The 17,289-nt window shown below is 64.8% G+C and carries 16 protein-coding genes; 11 read left to right on the forward strand and 5 right to left on the reverse strand.

Annotation, left to right across the window (positions count from 1 at the left end):
* Positions 1–6 precede the first annotated feature (6 nt).
* The gene (locus BWQ93_RS10425; protein WP_077030491.1) at positions 7–687 is read left to right on the forward strand and encodes a TPM domain-containing protein; all 681 of its coding nucleotides are present in this window, start codon (positions 7–9) and stop codon (positions 685–687) included.
* 113 nt (positions 688–800) lie between these two features.
* Positions 801–1,349: an NUDIX hydrolase gene (locus tag BWQ93_RS10430; protein WP_077030492.1), complete on the forward strand. Its 549-nt coding sequence runs from the start codon at positions 801–803 to the stop codon at positions 1,347–1,349.
* Positions 1,350–1,443: 94 nt separating this feature from the next.
* Here BWQ93_RS10430 and BWQ93_RS10435 read toward each other — a convergent pair whose 3' ends face one another.
* The 3 genes from BWQ93_RS10435 to carB form a co-directional block, all read right to left on the reverse strand.
* Positions 1,444–2,079, reverse strand: a complete 636-nt coding sequence (locus BWQ93_RS10435; RefSeq protein ID WP_077032323.1) for a rhomboid family intramembrane serine protease — start codon at positions 2,077–2,079, stop codon at positions 1,444–1,446.
* Between the two features lie 16 nt (positions 2,080–2,095).
* On the reverse strand, positions 2,096–2,572 hold the full coding sequence (gene greA, locus BWQ93_RS10440) for a transcription elongation factor GreA (RefSeq protein WP_077030493.1): 477 nt from the start codon (positions 2,570–2,572) through the stop codon (positions 2,096–2,098).
* Positions 2,573–2,668: 96 nt separating this feature from the next.
* Positions 2,669–5,989, reverse strand: coding sequence for a carbamoyl-phosphate synthase large subunit (carB, locus tag BWQ93_RS10445; protein WP_077030494.1), 3,321 nt, complete (start codon positions 5,987–5,989; stop codon positions 2,669–2,671).
* An 83-nt stretch (positions 5,990–6,072) separates the two neighbouring features.
* Here carB and BWQ93_RS10450 point away from each other — a divergent pair, with 83 nt between their 5' ends.
* The gene (locus tag BWQ93_RS10450) at positions 6,073–6,429 is read left to right on the forward strand and encodes an endonuclease domain-containing protein (RefSeq protein ID WP_077030495.1); all 357 of its coding nucleotides are present in this window, start codon (positions 6,073–6,075) and stop codon (positions 6,427–6,429) included.
* 170 nt (positions 6,430–6,599) lie between these two features.
* On the opposite strand, the gene BWQ93_RS10455 is transcribed toward BWQ93_RS10450, so the two are convergent.
* Together BWQ93_RS10455 and carA are read right to left on the reverse strand one after the other, a co-directional pair.
* The gene (locus BWQ93_RS10455) at positions 6,600–6,905 is read right to left on the reverse strand and encodes a hypothetical protein (RefSeq protein ID WP_077030496.1); all 306 of its coding nucleotides are present in this window, start codon (positions 6,903–6,905) and stop codon (positions 6,600–6,602) included.
* On the reverse strand, positions 6,902–8,098 hold the full coding sequence (gene carA, locus BWQ93_RS10460) for a glutamine-hydrolyzing carbamoyl-phosphate synthase small subunit (protein ID WP_077030497.1): 1,197 nt from the start codon (positions 8,096–8,098) through the stop codon (positions 6,902–6,904). The genes BWQ93_RS10455 and carA overlap by 4 nt, the downstream gene beginning before the upstream one ends.
* A gap of 132 nt (positions 8,099–8,230) precedes the next feature.
* Between carA and BWQ93_RS10465 the strand changes: the two genes are divergently transcribed.
* From BWQ93_RS10465 to BWQ93_RS10500, 8 genes are all read left to right on the forward strand, one after another.
* Positions 8,231–8,683, forward strand: a complete 453-nt coding sequence (locus BWQ93_RS10465) for a GatB/YqeY domain-containing protein (RefSeq protein WP_077030498.1) — start codon at positions 8,231–8,233, stop codon at positions 8,681–8,683.
* 55 nt (positions 8,684–8,738) lie between these two features.
* A complete protein-coding gene (gene dnaG, locus BWQ93_RS21240) occupies positions 8,739–10,538 on the forward strand; it encodes a DNA primase (protein ID WP_232314585.1) in 1,800 nt (599 codons plus the stop codon).
* 245 nt (positions 10,539–10,783) lie between these two features.
* Positions 10,784–12,805 carry an RNA polymerase sigma factor RpoD gene (gene rpoD / locus BWQ93_RS10475; protein WP_077030499.1) on the forward strand — a complete coding sequence of 674 codons (2,022 nt, stop codon included), beginning with the start codon at positions 10,784–10,786 and terminating at the stop codon, positions 12,803–12,805.
* 299 nt (positions 12,806–13,104) lie between these two features.
* Entirely contained in the window at positions 13,105–13,956 is an 852-nt protein-coding gene (locus BWQ93_RS10480) for a polysaccharide deacetylase family protein (protein WP_077030500.1), read from the forward strand.
* Entirely contained in the window at positions 13,953–14,726 is a 774-nt protein-coding gene (locus BWQ93_RS10485) for a formyltransferase family protein (protein ID WP_077030501.1), read from the forward strand. The genes BWQ93_RS10480 and BWQ93_RS10485 overlap by 4 nt, the downstream gene beginning before the upstream one ends.
* Positions 14,727–15,044: 318 nt before the next feature.
* A complete protein-coding gene (locus tag BWQ93_RS10490) occupies positions 15,045–15,341 on the forward strand; it encodes a PspC domain-containing protein (RefSeq protein WP_077030502.1) in 297 nt (98 codons plus the stop codon).
* 217 nt (positions 15,342–15,558) lie between these two features.
* Positions 15,559–16,227, forward strand: coding sequence for a DUF6975 family protein (locus BWQ93_RS10495; protein WP_077030503.1), 669 nt, complete (start codon positions 15,559–15,561; stop codon positions 16,225–16,227).
* 86 nt (positions 16,228–16,313) lie between these two features.
* Positions 16,314–17,159, forward strand: a complete 846-nt coding sequence (locus BWQ93_RS10500; RefSeq protein ID WP_077030504.1) for an AAA family ATPase — start codon at positions 16,314–16,316, stop codon at positions 17,157–17,159.
* Positions 17,160–17,289 lie beyond the last annotated feature (130 nt).

The raw sequence follows: 17,289 nt of genomic DNA on the forward strand, positions 1-17,289 counted from the left end.
CGGACCATGAAAGTCAATCACGTCAGCGCCGCCGATCACGACCTCGTCACCGCCGCGGTCGCCGCGGCCGAGGCGCGCACCAGCGGCGAGATCGTCACGGTCATCGCCGCGCAATCGAACGATTATGACGACATCGCGCTCGTCTGGGCCAGCGTCATCGCCTTTATCGCGATGTCGGTGATCGCGCTCTTCCCCGAATATTATCGCGGCCTCTACGACCGGCTGACCGGCGGCTGGGGCTATGACCTCACCGCGAACGAATGGCTCGACAGCGTGATCGCAATCGGCGTCATCAAATGGATCGGTATTTGGCTGATCCTGCTGTGGCGCCCGCTGCGGCTGTGGCTGACCCCACGCGCGATCCTCGCGGGCCGCGTCCGTGCGCGAGCGGTGGATCTGTTCAAAGTGGGGACCGAGGCGAAGACCCTCGGCCGCACCGGCGTGCTGCTCTACGTCAGCCTGAAGGAGCATCGCGCCGACATCGTCGCCGACGAAGCAATCGCGGCGAAAGTGTCGCCCGACGTGTGGGGTGACGCCATGGCGGCGCTGATCGACCATGTCCGTGCCGGGCGCCCCGGCGAAGGCATGGCCGAGGCGGTACGCCAGATGGGCGTCGTGCTCGCCGAGCATTTCCCGCGCGGCAGCGAAAATCCGAACGAGCTGCCCGATCGGCTGATCGAATTGTAAGATTCCCTTTCAGCCGTTCGTGCTGAGCTTGTCGAAGCACCGTTCTTGCCTCTAACGTCGAAAAAGAACGGCCCTTCGACAAGCTCAGGGCGAACGGACTTGGAAGGATCAGCATGTCCCGCCCCGCCCCCGGCACCCCCATCGAAACGCGCTGGGAGGGCCGCTTCGTCACGGTCAAGCAGCAGGGGACGTGGGAATATGTCTCGCGCGCGCGCGGCATTCATGCCGCGGTGATCCTAGCGATCGACGACGGCCCCGACGGGCGGCATATCATCCTGGTCGAGCAATATCGCGTGCCGATGGGCATGAACTGCGTCGAGATGCCCGCGGGGCTGGTCGGCGACGACACCGCGGGCGAAGCCGCCGAACTCGCCGCCGCGCGCGAACTCGACGAAGAGACGGGCTATGCCGCCGCCCACTGGCGCACCGTCGGCGAATTCTACTCCTCGCCCGGCATGGTCAGCGAAAGTTTCACCCTGCTCGTCGCGACTGGGCTGACGAAGATCGGCGAAGGCGGCGGGGTCGACAGCGAGGACATCATCGTCCACCGCGTGGCGCTCGCCGGGATCGAGGATTTCATCGCAGCGAAACGCGCCGAAGGCTGCGGCATCGACGTGCGCGTCGCGATGCTGCTGGTGGGCGGGTTATTGGCCCATATCTAATTCCCGTTCGTGTCGAGCGAAGTCGAGACACGTCTGGCGTGGTGTCGGCGTGTCTCGACTTCGCTCGACACAAACGGAACGGGGAAGCTGGGCCTCAGCGCCCCTTGAAGCGCCAGCGCAGCAGCGGGCGCGCCAGCAGCAGCCCGGCGAGGAAGCCGCCGACATGCGCCCAGATTGCGATATTGGCGAAGTCCCCGCCGCCCGCGAAACCGATGAGCAGTTGCAGCCCGATCCACGCCGCGGCAAGCCACAGGGCGCGCACCCAATGGCCGGGGATCGGCCCGATCGCCGCGGTTCGCGTGCGGCTGAAGATCAGCGCATAGACCGCGAGCAGCGCCGAAATCGCCCCGCTGGCGCCGATCACCACGACGAGCGAGCCGGGGTTCGCGATCCACTGCGCGAGCGCGCCGGCATAGGCCCCCGCGACGAGCAGGAAGGCGGTCGCCGACGAACCGAGCGGCGCTTCGAGCTGGCGTCCGATGAAGATCAGCATGACCATGTTGAAGACGAGGTGCAGCACCCCGGCGTGCAGGAAGGCCGAGGACAAGGGCGTCAGTATGAACGGCAGCAGCGTCCCCGGCGGCGCGATCAACTCGCTGCCGAACCGCCCCGGGATGAACCCCGCGCCGACGAAGGCCTGCTGCTCATAACCGGTGATCGCGAGCAGCACGAAAACGACGGCGCACGCCACCGCATAGCCGGTGATGACGGGTGTCCGGGCGGCGTTCATCGACGCGGGCACCCGGTCAGACGAATTCGATCTTGGTCACCACATAATATTTGTCGCCCGCGGGCACGGTCACCTCGATCTCGTCGTCGACGCGGCGCCCGATCAGCGCGCGGCCGAGCGGCGAGTTGTAGCTGATCTTGCCGTCCTTGGCATCGGCCTCGGCCTGCCCGACGATCTGGTAACGGATCGGCTTGTCGTCCTCGTCGGCGAGAGTGACGGTGGCGCCGAACACGATGCGGTCGCCCGACAGCGTCGTCGGATCGATGACCTGCGCGCGCGAAAGCTTGTCTTCGAGGTCGCCGATCGTCGCTTCGACCTGGCCCTGACGCTCTTTCGCGGCGTGATATTCGGCATTTTCGCTAAGGTCGCCATGCGCGCGCGCTTCCTCGATCGCATCGACGATCAGCGGCCGCTCGGCCTTGAGCGCACTGAGCTGCGTGCTCAGCTTCTCATAGCCTTCTGCCAGCATCGGCACCTTTTCAACGCTTGCCATTATCCTGTTGTCCTTCGTCAATAATCCTGCCCCGGCGGGAGAGCGCCGGGCGGCAGAGCCGCTGGTTCCGTCGATGTCGGGGGGTGAAGCGGTCCCTCAATAATAGTCCTGAAGCGGCTTCACTTCAAGACTGTGCGAGCGCAACGCTCCAATGGCCTGAGTGGCTGCATCGCTGGCCGCCGCGGTGGTATAATATGCGATGTCGGCCGCCAGCGCCGACGCGCGGATCGACTGCGAGTCCTGAAGGCTCTGCCACCCCTCGGTGGTGTTGAAGATCAGTTGCACGTCGCCGTCCTTGATCCGGTCGACGATATGCGGGCGGCCCTCGGCGACCTTGTTAACGCGTTCCACCGCTATGCCCTGTCCGTCGAGATAGTCGGCGGTGCCGCCGGTCGCGATGACGCGCCAGCCCCAGGCGCGAAGCTGGCGGACCGCGCCCACGATGCGTGGCTTGTCGCTGTCCTTGACCGACACGAACAGCCGCCCGTCGGTCGGCAGCCGGTCGCCCGCGCCGAGCTGTGCCTTGGCAAAGGCCAGGTTGAAATTACTGTCGATTCCCATGACTTCGCCGGTGGACTTCATTTCGGGCGACAGCACCGGGTCGGTCCCGGGGAAGCGCGCGAAGGGGAAGACCGCTTCCTTCACCGCGACATGCGCGATGTCGCGGTTGATCTTCGGCAGGTCGGCAAGCTTCTCGCCCGCCATCACCCGCGCCGCGATCTTCGCGATCGGCGACCCGACGGCCTTGGCGACGAAGGGCACGGTGCGGCTCGCGCGCGGGTTGACCTCGATGAGGTACACCTCGTTGCCCTTGACCGCGAACTGGATGTTCATCAGCCCGCGAACCTCGAGCGCGCGCGCCAGCGCATCGGTCTGACGCTCGATCTCGGCGACGATCTCGGCCGACAGGCTGTAGGGGGGGATCGAGCAGGCGCTGTCGCCCGAATGGACGCCGGCTTCCTCGATATGCTGGAGCACGCCCGCGACGACCACGTCGGTGCCGTCGCAGAGCGCATCGACGTCGACCTCGATCGCGTCGCGCAGATAGCGGTCGATCAGCACCGGCGAATCGCCCGACACCTGCACCGCGGTCTCGATATAATTTTCGAGCTGCGCCTGATCGTCGACGATCTCCATCGCGCGGCCGCCGAGCACATAGGAGGGGCGCGTCAGCACCGGGTAACCGATGCGCGCCGCGACCGCGACGGCTTCCTCGCGGCTGCGCGCGATGCCGTTCTCGGGCTGTTTCAGGCCGAGCTTGTTGACCAGCGCCGCAAAGCGCTCGCGGTCCTCGGCGAGGTCGATCGCGTCGGGCGAGGTGCCGAGGATCGGGATGCCCGCGTCGGACAAGGCTTGCGCCAGCTTCAGCGGCGTCTGCCCGCCGAACTGGACGATGACCCCGACCAGCGTGCCCTTCGACATTTCGACGTGCAGGATCTCGAGCACATCCTCGGCGGTCAGCGGCTCGAAATAGAGGCGATCCGAGGTGTCGTAATCGGTGCTCACCGTCTCCGGGTTGCAGTTGATCATGATCGTCTCGTAACCCGCTTCCTCGAGCGCGAAGCACGCGTGGCAGCAGCAATAATCGAACTCGATCCCCTGCCCGATCCGGTTCGGGCCGCCGCCCAGGATGACGATCTTCTGCCGCTCCGACGGGTTCGCCTCGCACTCGGGGGTGCCGAAGGTCGGCGCCTCATAGGTCGAATAGAGATAGGGCGTCTGCGCCTGGAACTCGGCGGCGCAGGTGTCGATGGTCTTGAACACCGGGCGCACGCCGAGCTTGTGGCGCAGCGCGCGCACTTCGGCCTCGGTCACCCCGCCGGTCATCGCCTTGACCGCCTCGTGGATCAGGCCCGAACCACGCGCGGTCGCGCGGCGGGTGCCAGGGTGAAGGTTCGCCGACTGGAGCGCCAGATAGGCGAGCCGCTTGTCCGAAAAGCCCATCGCCTTCAGCTGGCGCAGCCCTTCGGCATCGCGCGGCAGGCCGTCGCGGCACACTTGCTTCTCGGCGTCGACGATTTCTTCGATGCGTTCGAGGAACCACATGTCGTAACCGGCGACACGGTTGATCTCGGTCAGCGGCAGCCCTTCGCGGATCGCCTGCGCGGCGTTGAGCAGCCGGTCGGGGGTGCGCTTGGCGAGCTCGCTGCGCAGCACGTCGTGGCTCGCGCCGACCAGCCGGTCGACGAAATTGAAGCCCGACAGGCCGGTCTCCAGCCCGCGCAGCGCCTTCTGCAGGCTCTCGTGGATGGTGCGCCCGATCGCCATCACCTCGCCGACCGACTTCATCGCGGTCGACAAGGTCGCCTCGGCGCCCTTGAACTTCTCGAAGGCGAAGCGCGGGATTTTGGTGACGACATAGTCGATCGTCGGTTCGAACGACGCCGGGGTGACCCCGGTGATGTCGTTCATGATCTCGTCGAGCGTGTAGCCGACCGCGAGCTTTGCCGCGACCTTGGCGATCGGGAAACCGGTCGCCTTCGACGCCAGCGCCGACGAGCGCGACACCCGCGGGTTCATCTCGATCACGATCAGGCGGCCGTCGGCCGGGTTCACCGCGAACTGGACGTTCGACCCGCCGGTTTCGACCCCGATCTCGCGCAGGCACGCGATGCTCGCGTTGCGCATGATCTGATATTCCTTGTCGGTCAGCGTCAACGCTGGCGCGACGGTGATGCTGTCGCCGGTGTGCACGCCCATCGGATCGACGTTCTCGATCGAACAGATGATGATGCAATTGTCCTTGCGATCGCGCACCACCTCCATCTCATATTCTTTCCAGCCGAGGAGCGATTCCTCGATCAGGACCTCGGTCGTCGGCGAGGCGATCAGGCCGCCCCGGACGATATGCTCGAATTCCTCGCGGTTGTACGCGATGCCGCCGCCGGTGCCGCCGAGCGTGAACGACGGGCGGATGATCGAGGGCAGTCCGGTGCGTTCGAGCACCGCAAAGGCTTCGTCGAGCGTGTGCGCGACACCGCTGCGCGCGCTTTCCAGCCCGATCTTGTCCATCGCGTCGCGGAACTTCTGCCGGTCCTCGGCCTTGTCGATCGCCTCGGCATCGGCGCCGATCATCTCGACGCCGTACTTCGTCAGCGTGCCGTCGTTGAACAGCGCCAGCGCGGTGTTGAGCGCGGTCTGCCCGCCCATCGTCGGCAGCACCGCGTCGGGGCGCTCCTTGGCGATGATCTTCGCGACGATCTCGGGCGTGATCGGCTCGACATAGGTCGCGTCGGCGAGGTCGGGATCGGTCATGATCGTCGCCGGGTTGGAGTTGACGAGGACGATGCGATAGCCCTCCTCCTTCAACGCCTTGATCGCCTGCGTCCCCGAATAGTCGAACTCGCACGCCTGGCCGATAACGATCGGGCCGGCGCCGATGACGAGGATGGATTGGATGTCGGTTCTTTTGGGCATTATGGCACTCTATAAACGCCCTCGCCCCCTTTAGGGGGAGAGGGAAGAGCCGCGAAGCGGCGAAGGGAGAGGGGGAACAGCAGATGACGAAGCGCGACATCCCGACCCGAAATTTTGCGAAGACGCTGCGTACGGAGCAGACGCCGCCCGAAGCGGCGTTGTGGAATATCGTTCGCGCCAAACGCCTCGGCGGCGTCAAATTCGTCCGCCAACTCCCGATCGCGCCGTATGTCGCCGACTTCGCGGCGCGCGAGGCGCGACTGGTGATCGAACTCGACGGCGACAGCCACGCTGGGCGTGAAGCCTATGACGCGGCGCGCACCGCCTTCATCGAGGGCAAGGGCTACCGCGTCATCCGCTTCACCAACGGCGACGTGCTGACCAACCCCGCAGGTGTCGCCCGCGCCATATTGGTCGCGCTCGGCAACGACTTCACCTAACTCCCTCGCCCCCTTAAGGGGGAGAGGGACGGCGACCGCAGGGAGCCAAGGAGAGGGGGCATGCAAGAAGCGCAGGCCAAGGACGCGAACTCGCCCCCTCTCCCTTCGCCGCATACGCGGCTTTTCCCTCTCCCCCTGAAGGGGGCGAGGGAGAAAGGCTGCATGATCGCTCACTGCACATTCCGATCGACGCCGATCTGCGGGTCGGTCCCGCCGACTTCGGCGATGAAGTCGAGCACCGGCCGCGCCGTCGCCGCGACCCACGCCGCGTCGGGCACGACATCCGCATATTCGAAGATCAGGTGATGCCGCCCGACCCCCCGCGCTTCGCCGAACCCGCGCGCCTCGGCGAGCTGCACCGCCTCATAGGGCAGCCGCCGCGCGCAAGTGATGTTGAGCCGCACCCCCGCGCCCCAGCGCTCGGGATGCGCCGCCGCATCGGCCGCCAGCGCGTCGAGCTGGTCGGCGAAGCTCATTTCAGCCCGCCCACGAACTTCTCGAACAGGTAGAAGCTGTCTTGCGGCCCCGGGCTCGCCTCGGGGTGATATTGCACGCTGAACGCATTCTTCCCCGTGATCGCGATGCCGCAGTTCGACCCGTCGAACAGGCTGCGGTGCGTCTCGACCACGCCCTTGGGCAAGGTCGCGGTGTCGACCGCGAAGCCGTGGTTCATGCTGGTAATCTCGACCACGCCGTCATCGAAATCGCCGCCGACGCGCTGTACAGGATGGTTCGCGCCGCGGTGGCCTTGATGCATCTTTACGGTCTTGGCGCCCGCCGCCAGCCCGAGCAGCTGATGGCCGAGGCAGATGCCGAAGATCGGCACGTTACGCTCGAGCAGCCCCTTGATCACCGGCACCGCATATTCGCCCGTCGCGGCGGGATCGCCCGGGCCGTTCGACAGGAATACGCCTGCGGGGCGCAGTGCCATGATGTCGTCGAGCCCGGTCTTGGCAGGTACCACCGTGACCCGCGCGCCGGCCTTGACCAGGTTGCGGAAGATATTGTCCTTCGCGCCATAGTCGACCGCGACGACATGCGGCGCGGCGTCGCCCGCGCGCTTGTGGTCCGAGACCTCATAGCCCGAGCCGAGGTGCCACACGCCCGCGTCCCACGCACCCTGCCGTTCGCGCGTCACCGTCTTGGCGAGGTCCATGCCCTCCAGCCCCGGCCAGCCCTGTGCCAGCAGCAGCAGCCGGTCGATGTCGAACTGGCCGTCGGGGCTGTGCGCGACGACGCCGGTCGGCGCGCCCGCGTCGCGGATGCGGCGGGTCAGCGCGCGCGTGTCGATGCCGGCGAGCCCGATCAGCCCCTGCGCCTTCATCCAGTCGGGCAGCGTCTGCACGCTGCGAAAGCTGCTCGGCGCCGTCGGCAGCTCGCGCGTGATGCAACCGATCGCGGCGCGCTTTTCACGCTCCATATCCTCGGGATTCGCGCCGACATTGCCGATGTGCGGAAAGGTGAAGGTGATGATCTGGCCCGCGTAAGAGGGGTCGGTCAGGATTTCCTGATAGCCGGTCATCGCGGTGTTGAAACAAATCTCGCCTACGCCCGCCCCTGCGGCGCCATAGCCCAGCCCCCACAGGATCGTGCCGTCGGCCAGGACGAGGACGCCGGTGGCACCGGCAGGGGGCGTTTTGGGCGCGGCAGAGGGGTTGGCTGGTGCCATTCAACATGCTCCGGACGGGGGGCTAAACGGCCGACCAAGTAGGCGGCAAAAAAGTGATTCACAAGCTATCCGATTCGGAAACTTGCCGCTAGAGAGGGCCTTTCCGAAATTTGCAGCGCATGGGAACACGCAATGATTCGTGACGACATCAAGGCTGCGCAGGTTGCCGCGATGAAGGGCGGCGACAAGGCGCGGCTCGGTACCATCCGGCTGATGCTGGCCAAGATCAAGGACAAGGACATCGAACTGCGCACCGGCACCGCGCCGGCCGACGACGACGTGCTCGTTACCGACGTGCTCCAGAAGATGGTGAAACAGCGCCGCGAGTCGATCGCGATGTACGAACAGGGCGGCCGCCAGGAACTCGCCGACATCGAGGCGGCGGAAGTCGCGGTGATCGAGGACTTCCTGCCCGCGCAGCTTTCGGACGAGGAAGCAACCGCCGCGATCAAGACCATTGTCGACGAACTCGGCGCGACGAGCCTCAAGGACATGGGCAAGGTGATGGCCGCGGTGAAGGACCGGCTGGGCTCGCAGCTCGACATGAGCAAGGCGAGCGGGTGGGTGAAGGCGGCTTTGAGCTAAACCCTAACGCCCCGCCCCGCTTGCGGGCGGGCGCGGGGGTGGGCATATCCATATTATGGCGCTCACCCCGCAATGGCTGGACGAACTGCGTTCGCGCATCACGCTGTCGACCCTGATCGGGCGCTCGGTGAAGGTCACGCGCGCCGGCCGCGAATATAAGGCCTGCTGCCCCTTCCATAACGAAAAGACGCCCAGCTTCACGATCAACGACGAGAAAGGCTTCTACCATTGCTTCGGCTGCAGCGCCCACGGCGATGCGATCCGCTGGATGACCGATCAGCGCGGCCTCTCCTTCATGGACGCGGTCAAGGAACTCGCCGCCGAGGCCGGCATGGAGGTCCCCGCCGCCGACCCGCGCGCCGCCAAAAAGGCCGAGGAGGCAGCGAGCTTGCGCGATGTTGTCCAGGCCGCGGCCGACTGGTTCACCCAGCAGCTCGGCAGCAGCAACGGCGCCCCGGCGCGCGACTATCTGGCGAAGCGCGGCATCTCGGAGGCGACGCGCAAGGCCTTCGGCTTCGGCCTCGCCCCCGACAGCCGCAGCGCGCTCAAGGAAGCGCTCAAGAAATTCCCGACCGCGATGCTCGTCGAATCGGGCATGCTCATCGCGGTCGATGAGAAGGAGCCTTACGACCGCTTCCGCGGCCGGCTGATGATCCCGATCCGCGACGCGCGCGGCCGCGTGATCGCGTTCGGCGGGCGCATCCTCGGCGACGGCGAGCCCAAATATCTGAATTCGCCCGACACGCCGCTCTTCGACAAGGGGCGCACGCTCTACAATCTCGACAAGGCCTCGCCCGCCTCGCGCCAGACGAACCGCATCATCGTCGTCGAGGGCTATATGGACGTCATCGCGCTCGCCGAGGCGGGGATCGTTGACGCCGTCGCGCCTCTCGGCACCGCGCTGACCGAGAACCAGCTCGGCATGATCTGGCGCATGGTAGACGAACCAGTTCTCTGCTTCGACGGCGATAACGCAGGAACGAAAGCGGCAAGGAGAGCCGCGAACTTGGCAATCAAGATTTTGCCTAACGGTAAAACCGTAAAAATTGCACAATTGCCTCCGGGCCAAGACCCGGATGATGTGGTCCGGAATCAAGGAAGCCAAACATTTGAAAACCTGATTGCGGGCGCTGTACCGTTGTCAGAGTTCACTTATCAGTCAACGCTTCTGGAAACAAACTTCAACGTCCCTGAAGGAAGAGCCAAGCTTCTAAATTCGCTCACTGAAATCGCGGATTCTACGCCGGACAAGGTGATCTCAGATCAGTACAGGAGCTGGTTCAAAACACGCTTTTATCAGGATTTCGGATGGAACGCGAAAGACCGACACACCATCTACCAGTCAGCTATCGCGACTTCCGAAAAACAGAACATCGTTCTGTACAAATCATACGTGAGAAGCGCATTCCACGCCGCTTCGCGGTTCCCGCAATTCTTGCTGAATCACTATGAAAGCATTGGCGCGATCAAGATGCTCGACGACAAAATTTACGATGACCTGAAGCGCTGGCAGGACGTCATTTGTGATTTCTTGTTCAAAAACCCTGGAAGTGACGATGACGCCATTGCTCAAATCGTGGCGAGGGGCGAGTTCGATTCAATTCACAAATTTGATCTCCAAAAGGATCTTCGATTTAGCTGGAACATAGAGCCTGAACTCGTCCAAGAACGCCTGCCAAAATTCATAAATTTCCTTGCCGTTGAGACCGATTTGAATCTGGAATTCGAGAGGCTGGATAGAGACCTGATCAACAACTTCTCCCCTGAAACATACGACGCGATCCAAAGGCGCCAACAGCTTCTGAGGGCCGAGCGCTCAAGGCTCTATGGTGAGGCGTTGGATTGGATGGACTAAGCGCCGGTGGGCTTGACAACTCAAGCCGTCGCGAAGGGCTTGATTGCGAGGGGTTGCTTGCCATATTGGGGGCAATGAAAGTGTATAATAGGGCAACGACATTGCTTAGAGCCCGCGGATTGCACTTCTCATTCAATCGATGGCTGGAAAGCGACAGAGGCCGAAGTGGCGCGAAAACTGCGGCACTCCACCTCCAAACGTGCAGTCCGAACAGCTCATTAGTGCCCCTTAGGCAGGAACCGTAAATGGCCACCAAGAACACCGACACCGATACCGACACCGACGGCCCGCTGATCGACCTGAACGAGGCCGATGTCAAAAAGCTGATCGCGCGCGGCAAGAAGCGCGGTTACCTGACCTATGACGAGTTGAATGCGGCGCTGCCGCAGGACGAGATGTCGTCGGAGCAGATCGAGGACATCATGTCGGCGATCTCCGACATGGGCATCAACATCGTCGAGAGCGACGAGGACGTCCAGGAAGAGGCCGACCAGGAACCCGACGACGAGGTCGACGTCAGCGCCGGCACCGGTTCGCTGTCGAACCCCGCGATCGAGAAGAAGAAGGAAACGGTCGATCGCACCGACGATCCCGTCCGCATGTACCTGCGCGAAATGGGCGCGGTCGAACTGCTCAGCCGCGAGGGCGAAATCGCGATCGCGAAGCGCATCGAGGCGGGCCGCGACACGATGATCCTGGGACTGTGCGAAAGCCCGCTGACCTTCAACGCGATCATCGAATGGTCGAACGCGCTCAACAACGGCGACATGCAGCTGCGCGAGATCGTCGATCTCGAAGCGATGCTGTCGAAGGATCCGGCGCCCGAAAACCTCGAGGAAGAGGGCGCCGAGGATGACGGCGAGATCAGCGAAAAGACCGCCGGCGTCTCGTTCAAGGACGAGGACGAGGTCGAGGAAGAGCCCGCCGCCAGCGATGACGACGAGGACGGCGAAGGCACCTCGGGCAAGCGCGAGAGCTTCGAGGAAGACGACGAGGACAATACGCTGAGCCTCGCGGCGATGGAGGAATTGCTCAAGCCCGACGCGCTCGAGAAATTCGCCAACATCACCAAGAGCTTCAAGGCCTTTTCGAAGCTGCAGGAAACCCGGCTAGACGCGCTGTCGGGCATCGGCGAATTTCCGGCGGCATCGGAAAAGAAATATCACAAGCTGCGCGAGGACCTCACCGCGCAGGTCGAAGGCGTGCAGTTCCACAACACCAAGATCGAATATCTCGTCGACCAGCTCTACAGCTACAACCGCCGCCTGACCGCATTGGGCGGCCAGATGCTGCGCCTCGCCGAGCGCCACAAGGTGCCGCGCAAGGCGTTCCTCGACAATTATGTCGGGCGCGAGCTCGAAGAAACCTGGCTCGAGGCGGTCGGTTCGATCGACAAGAAATGGGCCGCCTTCGCCGAGAACGAAGCGAGCGCGGTCGATCGCATCCGCGTGGAAATCAGCGAAATCGCCCAGGCCGCGGGCATGAGCCTGACCGAATTCCGCCGCGTCGTGAACATGGTCCAGAAGGGCGAGCGCGAAGCCCGCATCGCTAAGAAGGAAATGGTCGAGGCGAATTTGCGCCTCGTGATCTCGATCGCCAAGAAATACACGAACCGCGGCCTGCAGTTCCTCGACCTCATCCAGGAAGGCAATATCGGCCTGATGAAGGCGGTCGACAAGTTCGAGTACCGCCGCGGCTACAAGTTCTCGACCTATGCGACCTGGTGGATCCGGCAGGCGATCACCCGCTCGATCGCCGACCAGGCGCGCACGATCCGTATCCCGGTCCATATGATCGAGACGATCAACAAGCTGGTGCGTTGCAGCCGCCAGTTCCTCCACGAGAGCGGCCGCGAGCCGACGCCCGAGGAAATGGCCGAGCGCCTGTCGATGCCGCTCGAAAAGGTCCGCAAGGTGATGAAGATCGCCAAGGAGCCGATCAGCCTCGAAACGCCGATCGGCGACGAGGAAGACAGCCACCTCGGCGATTTCATCGAGGACAAGAATGCCGTCATCCCGGTCGATGCCGCGGTGCAGTCGAACCTCAAGGAAACGGTCACGCGCGTGCTCGCGTCGCTCACCCCGCGCGAGGAACGTGTCCTGCGCATGCGCTTCGGCATCGGCATGAACACCGACCACACGCTCGAGGAAGTCGGCCAGCAGTTCAGCGTGACGCGCGAGCGTATTCGCCAGATCGAGGCGAAGGCGCTGAGGAAGCTCAAGCACCCGAGCCGCAGCCGCAAGATGCGGTCGTTCCTCGACCAGTAAGCGCGGTTTGCTGGGTTAGATTTAGGGCGCGGGGTAAGATCCGCGCCCTTTTTCTTTTGGGGCGCAAGCGCGAGGGCCGCTTTCGGGCGAGAGCGGACGTTGATCTCCCCTCCCTGCAAGGGAGGGGCCGGGGGTGGGTGGCCGCCGAAGGCGGCGCTCTGCCTCTTGCTCGCTACGCTCGCTACCCACCCCTAACCCCTCCCTACAAGGGAGAGGAATGGCTTAGTTCCAACCCAAAGCCGCCACCCCCACGACAAATACTTTGAACCCCGCCCCCAGATTTGCCATTGGCATCAACGATGCCCGCCACGCCGACCTTTGCCGAAACCGCCGCCGAGGCCTGGCCCCCCATAAGCGGCTGGGGCGCCAGAGCGCGCAGCGCGGCCCGCGCCGCACGCATCCGGCTCGAAGCGCTGAAGCAGCGCCGGCAAACGGAGCCCTTCGTCCGCTGCCTCTATGCCCATGCGGTTTTCCCCGACACCGTCCCGACCTTCCGCGCTTTCCTGAAGGCCGCGAAGCAGGAGGGCGAGTTCGTCGACACGCCGACGCTCCGCGCGATCATCGCGGACGGCAGGCCAAGCGACGGTCGCTTCTTTCACCTGAGCTTCGACGACGGCTTCGCCAGCGTCTATGAAGCCGGCGGCCCGGTGATGGAGGACGAACGCGTTCCCTATATCATGTTCGTCGCGACCGACCTGATCGACGCCGATCCCGACACGCTCGCCGCCTATTTTGCGCATATGCCCGCTTACCAGGCGCGCGTCCGCACGCTCGACTGGGACCAGGCAAAGGCCGCCGCTACGGGCATCGGCGAGATCGGCTGCCACACGCGCACCCACGCGCGGCTGTCGAAGATCGGACACGATCCCGCACGGCTGACCGATGAGATCGCGGGTGCCAAGGCGATCATCGAGGGGCATATCGGCCAGCGCTGCGACAGCTTCGCCTGGCCCTATGGCACCGCGAGCGACATCGACGAGCACGGCCGCGCGGCGATCGCCGACGCGGGCTTCACCAGCAATTTCAGCGCGGTGCGCGGCGCCGTCCGCCCCGGCGTAACCGACGTCATGGACATCCCGCGCCACCAGCTCGAATTCCACTGGCCGCTCCACGAATTGATGGTCTGGGCGCGGGGTTTCCGCGAGGCATGACCTTGCGCGTCGCCTTGATGACCAGCGGGCCGATCGGCGGCTCGGGCGTGGTGCTCGAACGGCTGACGCGCGTTCCCGAGGTCGAACTTGTCTGCCTGATCGTCTCCGAAACCATCGTCGCCAAGCGCAGCCGCAAGAAGATGCTCCAGAAAATCTGGAAGATCGGGCCGCTGGGTGCGCTCAACGGCATCCGCATCCGCAAATGGTTCGGGCACGATATGCGCACCGACGCGCGCGAGGTCGCCAAGGCGCACGGCATCCCGATCGTCACCGTCCCGCGCGTCAATTGCGACGAAACCGTCGAGGCGCTGAAACACTACGCCCCCGACGTCGGTCTGTCGGTCGGCAACTCCTATATCGCCTCGCGCGTGTTCAGTGTGCCCGTCCAGGGCTTCGTCAATTTCCACGGCGAGCTGCTCCCCGAATATCCGGGCGCGCAGAGCGTCGTGTGGCCGATCTATTTCGGGCGGACGCAGTCGGGCTATACGATCCACCGCATCAACAAGGGCATCGACACCGGCGACATCCTCTACAAGCGCGCGGTCGACATCGATTTCCAGCCGAGGCTCGCCGACACGATCCGCCGCACCAACGACAAGGTGCGCGAAGAGCTGCCCGAGGCCTTTGCGGCATTGCTCGCCGACTGGGACGCGCACACCGCGGCGGCGACCCCGCAGCAGGCCGGGCGCCATTTCACCACCCCGACCTTCTGGGAATATCTGCGCATGGAGCGCAACAACAAGCGGCTGTGGCGCGAGAGCCAGCGCTGACGATCGGCGCCCGCGGTTGTGCACCGCACAATTATTTTTGCCAAGCCCCTTAAAATCTTCATCTTTGCGCCCCAGATAGCGCCCCGGCGATGATCGCGGCGGGGATATAGGCATTGTAACCAGCTGCCGTTCCGCTGCGAACAAATGGTCGATTTTCCCGTCCGATGGGAATTCGCCCGAGACCCAAAGCAGCGGCGCGCGCGGCCGAAACCGAAAAAATCCCGGAAATCCGGGAGAGCGCAAAATTGGCACGCCCATTGCTTAACATGGGACAGAGCCGCGGTATCCCCCGCCGCGGGCAAGAGGAAAGACAAGACGATGAGCCAGGACACGACCAGCACCAATCTCTTCCAGCGCCGCGACACGATGTTCGGCATCTGCGAAGCCGTCGGTCAGGACTTCGGCTTCAACCCGACCTGGCTGCGCCTGGCGTTCATCGCGCCGCTCTTCTTCTTCCCCGTCCAGACTTTCGCCGCTTATTTCGGCCTCGGCGCCGTCGTGCTCGCCTCGCGCCTAATCTTCCCCGCGAAGAAGGCCGCGGCCCAGCCCGCGCTGACCGCGGTCGAGGGTGCGCGACCGGCCGAGGCCACCGAGGAACTCGCCCTCGCAGCTTGATCGACGCCGGGCGGGCACTCCCTCTCCCCGCGCCCGCCCGCTTCGATCCGCAACCGGCGCCGGCAAGCATCCCCCGCTTGCCGGCGCCTTTGTGTCTCGCCCTGACACACAGATTCCGCAGATGGCGGACCCCTCATAAACGCGCTGTTTACTGCGTTGCTTTATGCCGTCCGGATGAAGTTCGGCAGCCGCGCTGCCCGCAGGCAAGGAAGACGCGTTGAGCCAGTCGCCCCAGCTCCAGTCGCAGGCGCGCAGCGTCGCCGAAATGCTCGATTCGCTGGTCGCCAGCGAGGGCACCGGCGCGCATCGCCACGTCCGCGCGGGCGGGCTGTCGAACGGCCCCGACGCCATGCGCAACCTCGCCGACGCCGTCCATTTCCTCTGCCTCCTCCACGGGCGCCATCCGGGCGTCATCGACCTCGCCGCGCGCAAGTCGGTCGCCCCCGCGTCGCGCGCGTGGATGGACGAGGCCGCCGACGCCTTCGTCCAGGAACGCGCCTTCCTCTCGAAGATCGCCGCCGCGGTCGGCCCGGTGCCCAGCACCCAAGGGCAGGACCAGTGCGAGGCCGCCGTCGCCGCGCAGCGCAAGGCGCTCGACATGCTCGCCGAATCGGACCGCCACGGCTGCGCCGTCGGTGCCGCGATCGCGCTGACGCTCGACTGGCGCACGATCCGCGTGCTGCTCGATATCAGCGCCCAGCGCCTCGACATGGCGCCGCCGCGCTGCGCCCTTCCCGACCTCCGCGACACCGCGCGCCTCGCCGGCGCGGTCGCCGATACCCCGGCGGCAGAACGCGCGCTCGTCTTCGGCGCACAGCAGCTGATCGCGCAGCACAGCGGCCTGTGGGACCTGCTCGAAGCCCGCGCCGCGAGCCGCAATCATTAACTGACGCCTCGTCAGGCGCGCTTGCGCCGCCCCGCATGCGCCGCTATGCCCCTTGACGTTCACGTTAAGGGAAAGGCTCTCCGCCCATGCGCTTCGAAGGAACCAGCGCCTATATCGCGACCGACGACCTGAAGGTCGCGGTCAACGCCGCGACATTGCTGCGCCGCCCGCTGCTCGTGAAGGGCGAACCCGGCACCGGCAAGACCGTGCTGGCCGAAGAAATCGCGAAGGCCTTCGATGCGCCGCTGATCACCTGGAACATCAAGTCGACCACCAAGGCGCAGCAGGGCCTCTACGAATATGACGCGGTCGCGCGCCTCCGCGACGGCCAACTCGGCGAAGAGCGCGTCCACGACATCCGCAACTACATCCGCAAGGGCAAATTGTGGGAGGCGTTCACCTCGCCCAAGCTCCCCGTGCTGCTGATCGACGAGATCGACAAGGCCGACATCGAATTCCCGAACGACCTGCTCCAGGAACTCGATCGCATGGCGTTCCACGTCTATGAGACCGACGAGACGATCACCGCCAAGGAACGCCCGATCGTCGTCATCACCTCGAACAATGAGAAGGAACTGCCCGACGCGTTCCTGCGCCGCTGCTTCTTCCACTATATCAAATTCCCCGACCGCGACACGATGGCGTCGATCGTCGAGGTCCATTTCCCCGGCATCCAGAAGACGCTCGTCAGCCGCGCGATGGACATCTTCTACGAAGTCCGCGACGTCCCGGGCCTCAAGAAAAAGCCCTCGACCAGCGAGCTGATCGACTGGCTGAAACTGCTCCTCAACGAAGACATGCCGCTCGAGGTGCTGCAGAACCGCGACGTCGGCAAGGCGATCCCGCCGCTCCACGGCGCGCTGCTCAAGAACGAGCAGGATGTGATGCTGTTCGAAAAGCTCGCCTTCATGGCCCGCCGCCAGGGCAGCTGACAACTCGATCCTCCCTGTCGCGGAGCGATGGGGAGGTGGCAGCGCGAAGCGCTGACGGAGGGGCCATGGCGCAACGTTGCTGGCCCCTCCACCATTCGCTTCGCGAACGGTCCCCCTCCCCATCGCTTCG

It is taken from the genome of Sphingopyxis sp. QXT-31 (assembly GCF_001984035.1).
Classification (GTDB): domain Bacteria; phylum Pseudomonadota; class Alphaproteobacteria; order Sphingomonadales; family Sphingomonadaceae; genus Sphingopyxis.

Excerpts from the sequence above, each read along its gene's own strand:
- BWQ93_RS10500 (WP_077030504.1), top strand. The coding sequence starts at position 16,314 with ATGCGCTTCGAAGGAACCAGCGCCTATATCGCGACCGACGACCTGAAG.
- carB (WP_077030494.1), bottom strand. The coding sequence starts at position 5,989 with ATGCCCAAAAGAACCGACATCCAATCCATCCTCGTCATCGGCGCCGGC.
- BWQ93_RS10455 (WP_077030496.1), bottom strand. The coding sequence starts at position 6,905 with ATGAGCTTCGCCGACCAGCTCGACGCGCTGGCGGCCGATGCGGCGGCG.
- BWQ93_RS10465 (WP_077030498.1), top strand. The coding sequence starts at position 8,231 with ATGATTCGTGACGACATCAAGGCTGCGCAGGTTGCCGCGATGAAGGGC.
- BWQ93_RS10450 (WP_077030495.1), top strand. The coding sequence starts at position 6,073 with ATGACGAAGCGCGACATCCCGACCCGAAATTTTGCGAAGACGCTGCGT.
- carA (WP_077030497.1), bottom strand. The coding sequence starts at position 8,098 with ATGGCACCAGCCAACCCCTCTGCCGCGCCCAAAACGCCCCCTGCCGGT.
- BWQ93_RS10480 (WP_077030500.1), top strand. The coding sequence starts at position 13,105 with ATGCCCGCCACGCCGACCTTTGCCGAAACCGCCGCCGAGGCCTGGCCC.
- BWQ93_RS10425 (WP_077030491.1), top strand. The coding sequence starts at position 7 with ATGAAAGTCAATCACGTCAGCGCCGCCGATCACGACCTCGTCACCGCC.
- dnaG (WP_232314585.1), top strand. The coding sequence starts at position 8,739 with ATGGCGCTCACCCCGCAATGGCTGGACGAACTGCGTTCGCGCATCACG.
- greA (WP_077030493.1), bottom strand. The coding sequence starts at position 2,572 with ATGGCAAGCGTTGAAAAGGTGCCGATGCTGGCAGAAGGCTATGAGAAG.
- BWQ93_RS10485 (WP_077030501.1), top strand. The coding sequence starts at position 13,953 with ATGACCTTGCGCGTCGCCTTGATGACCAGCGGGCCGATCGGCGGCTCG.
- BWQ93_RS10490 (WP_077030502.1), top strand. The coding sequence starts at position 15,045 with ATGAGCCAGGACACGACCAGCACCAATCTCTTCCAGCGCCGCGACACG.
- BWQ93_RS10435 (WP_077032323.1), bottom strand. The coding sequence starts at position 2,079 with ATGAACGCCGCCCGGACACCCGTCATCACCGGCTATGCGGTGGCGTGC.
- rpoD (WP_077030499.1), top strand. The coding sequence starts at position 10,784 with ATGGCCACCAAGAACACCGACACCGATACCGACACCGACGGCCCGCTG.
- BWQ93_RS10430 (WP_077030492.1), top strand. The coding sequence starts at position 801 with ATGTCCCGCCCCGCCCCCGGCACCCCCATCGAAACGCGCTGGGAGGGC.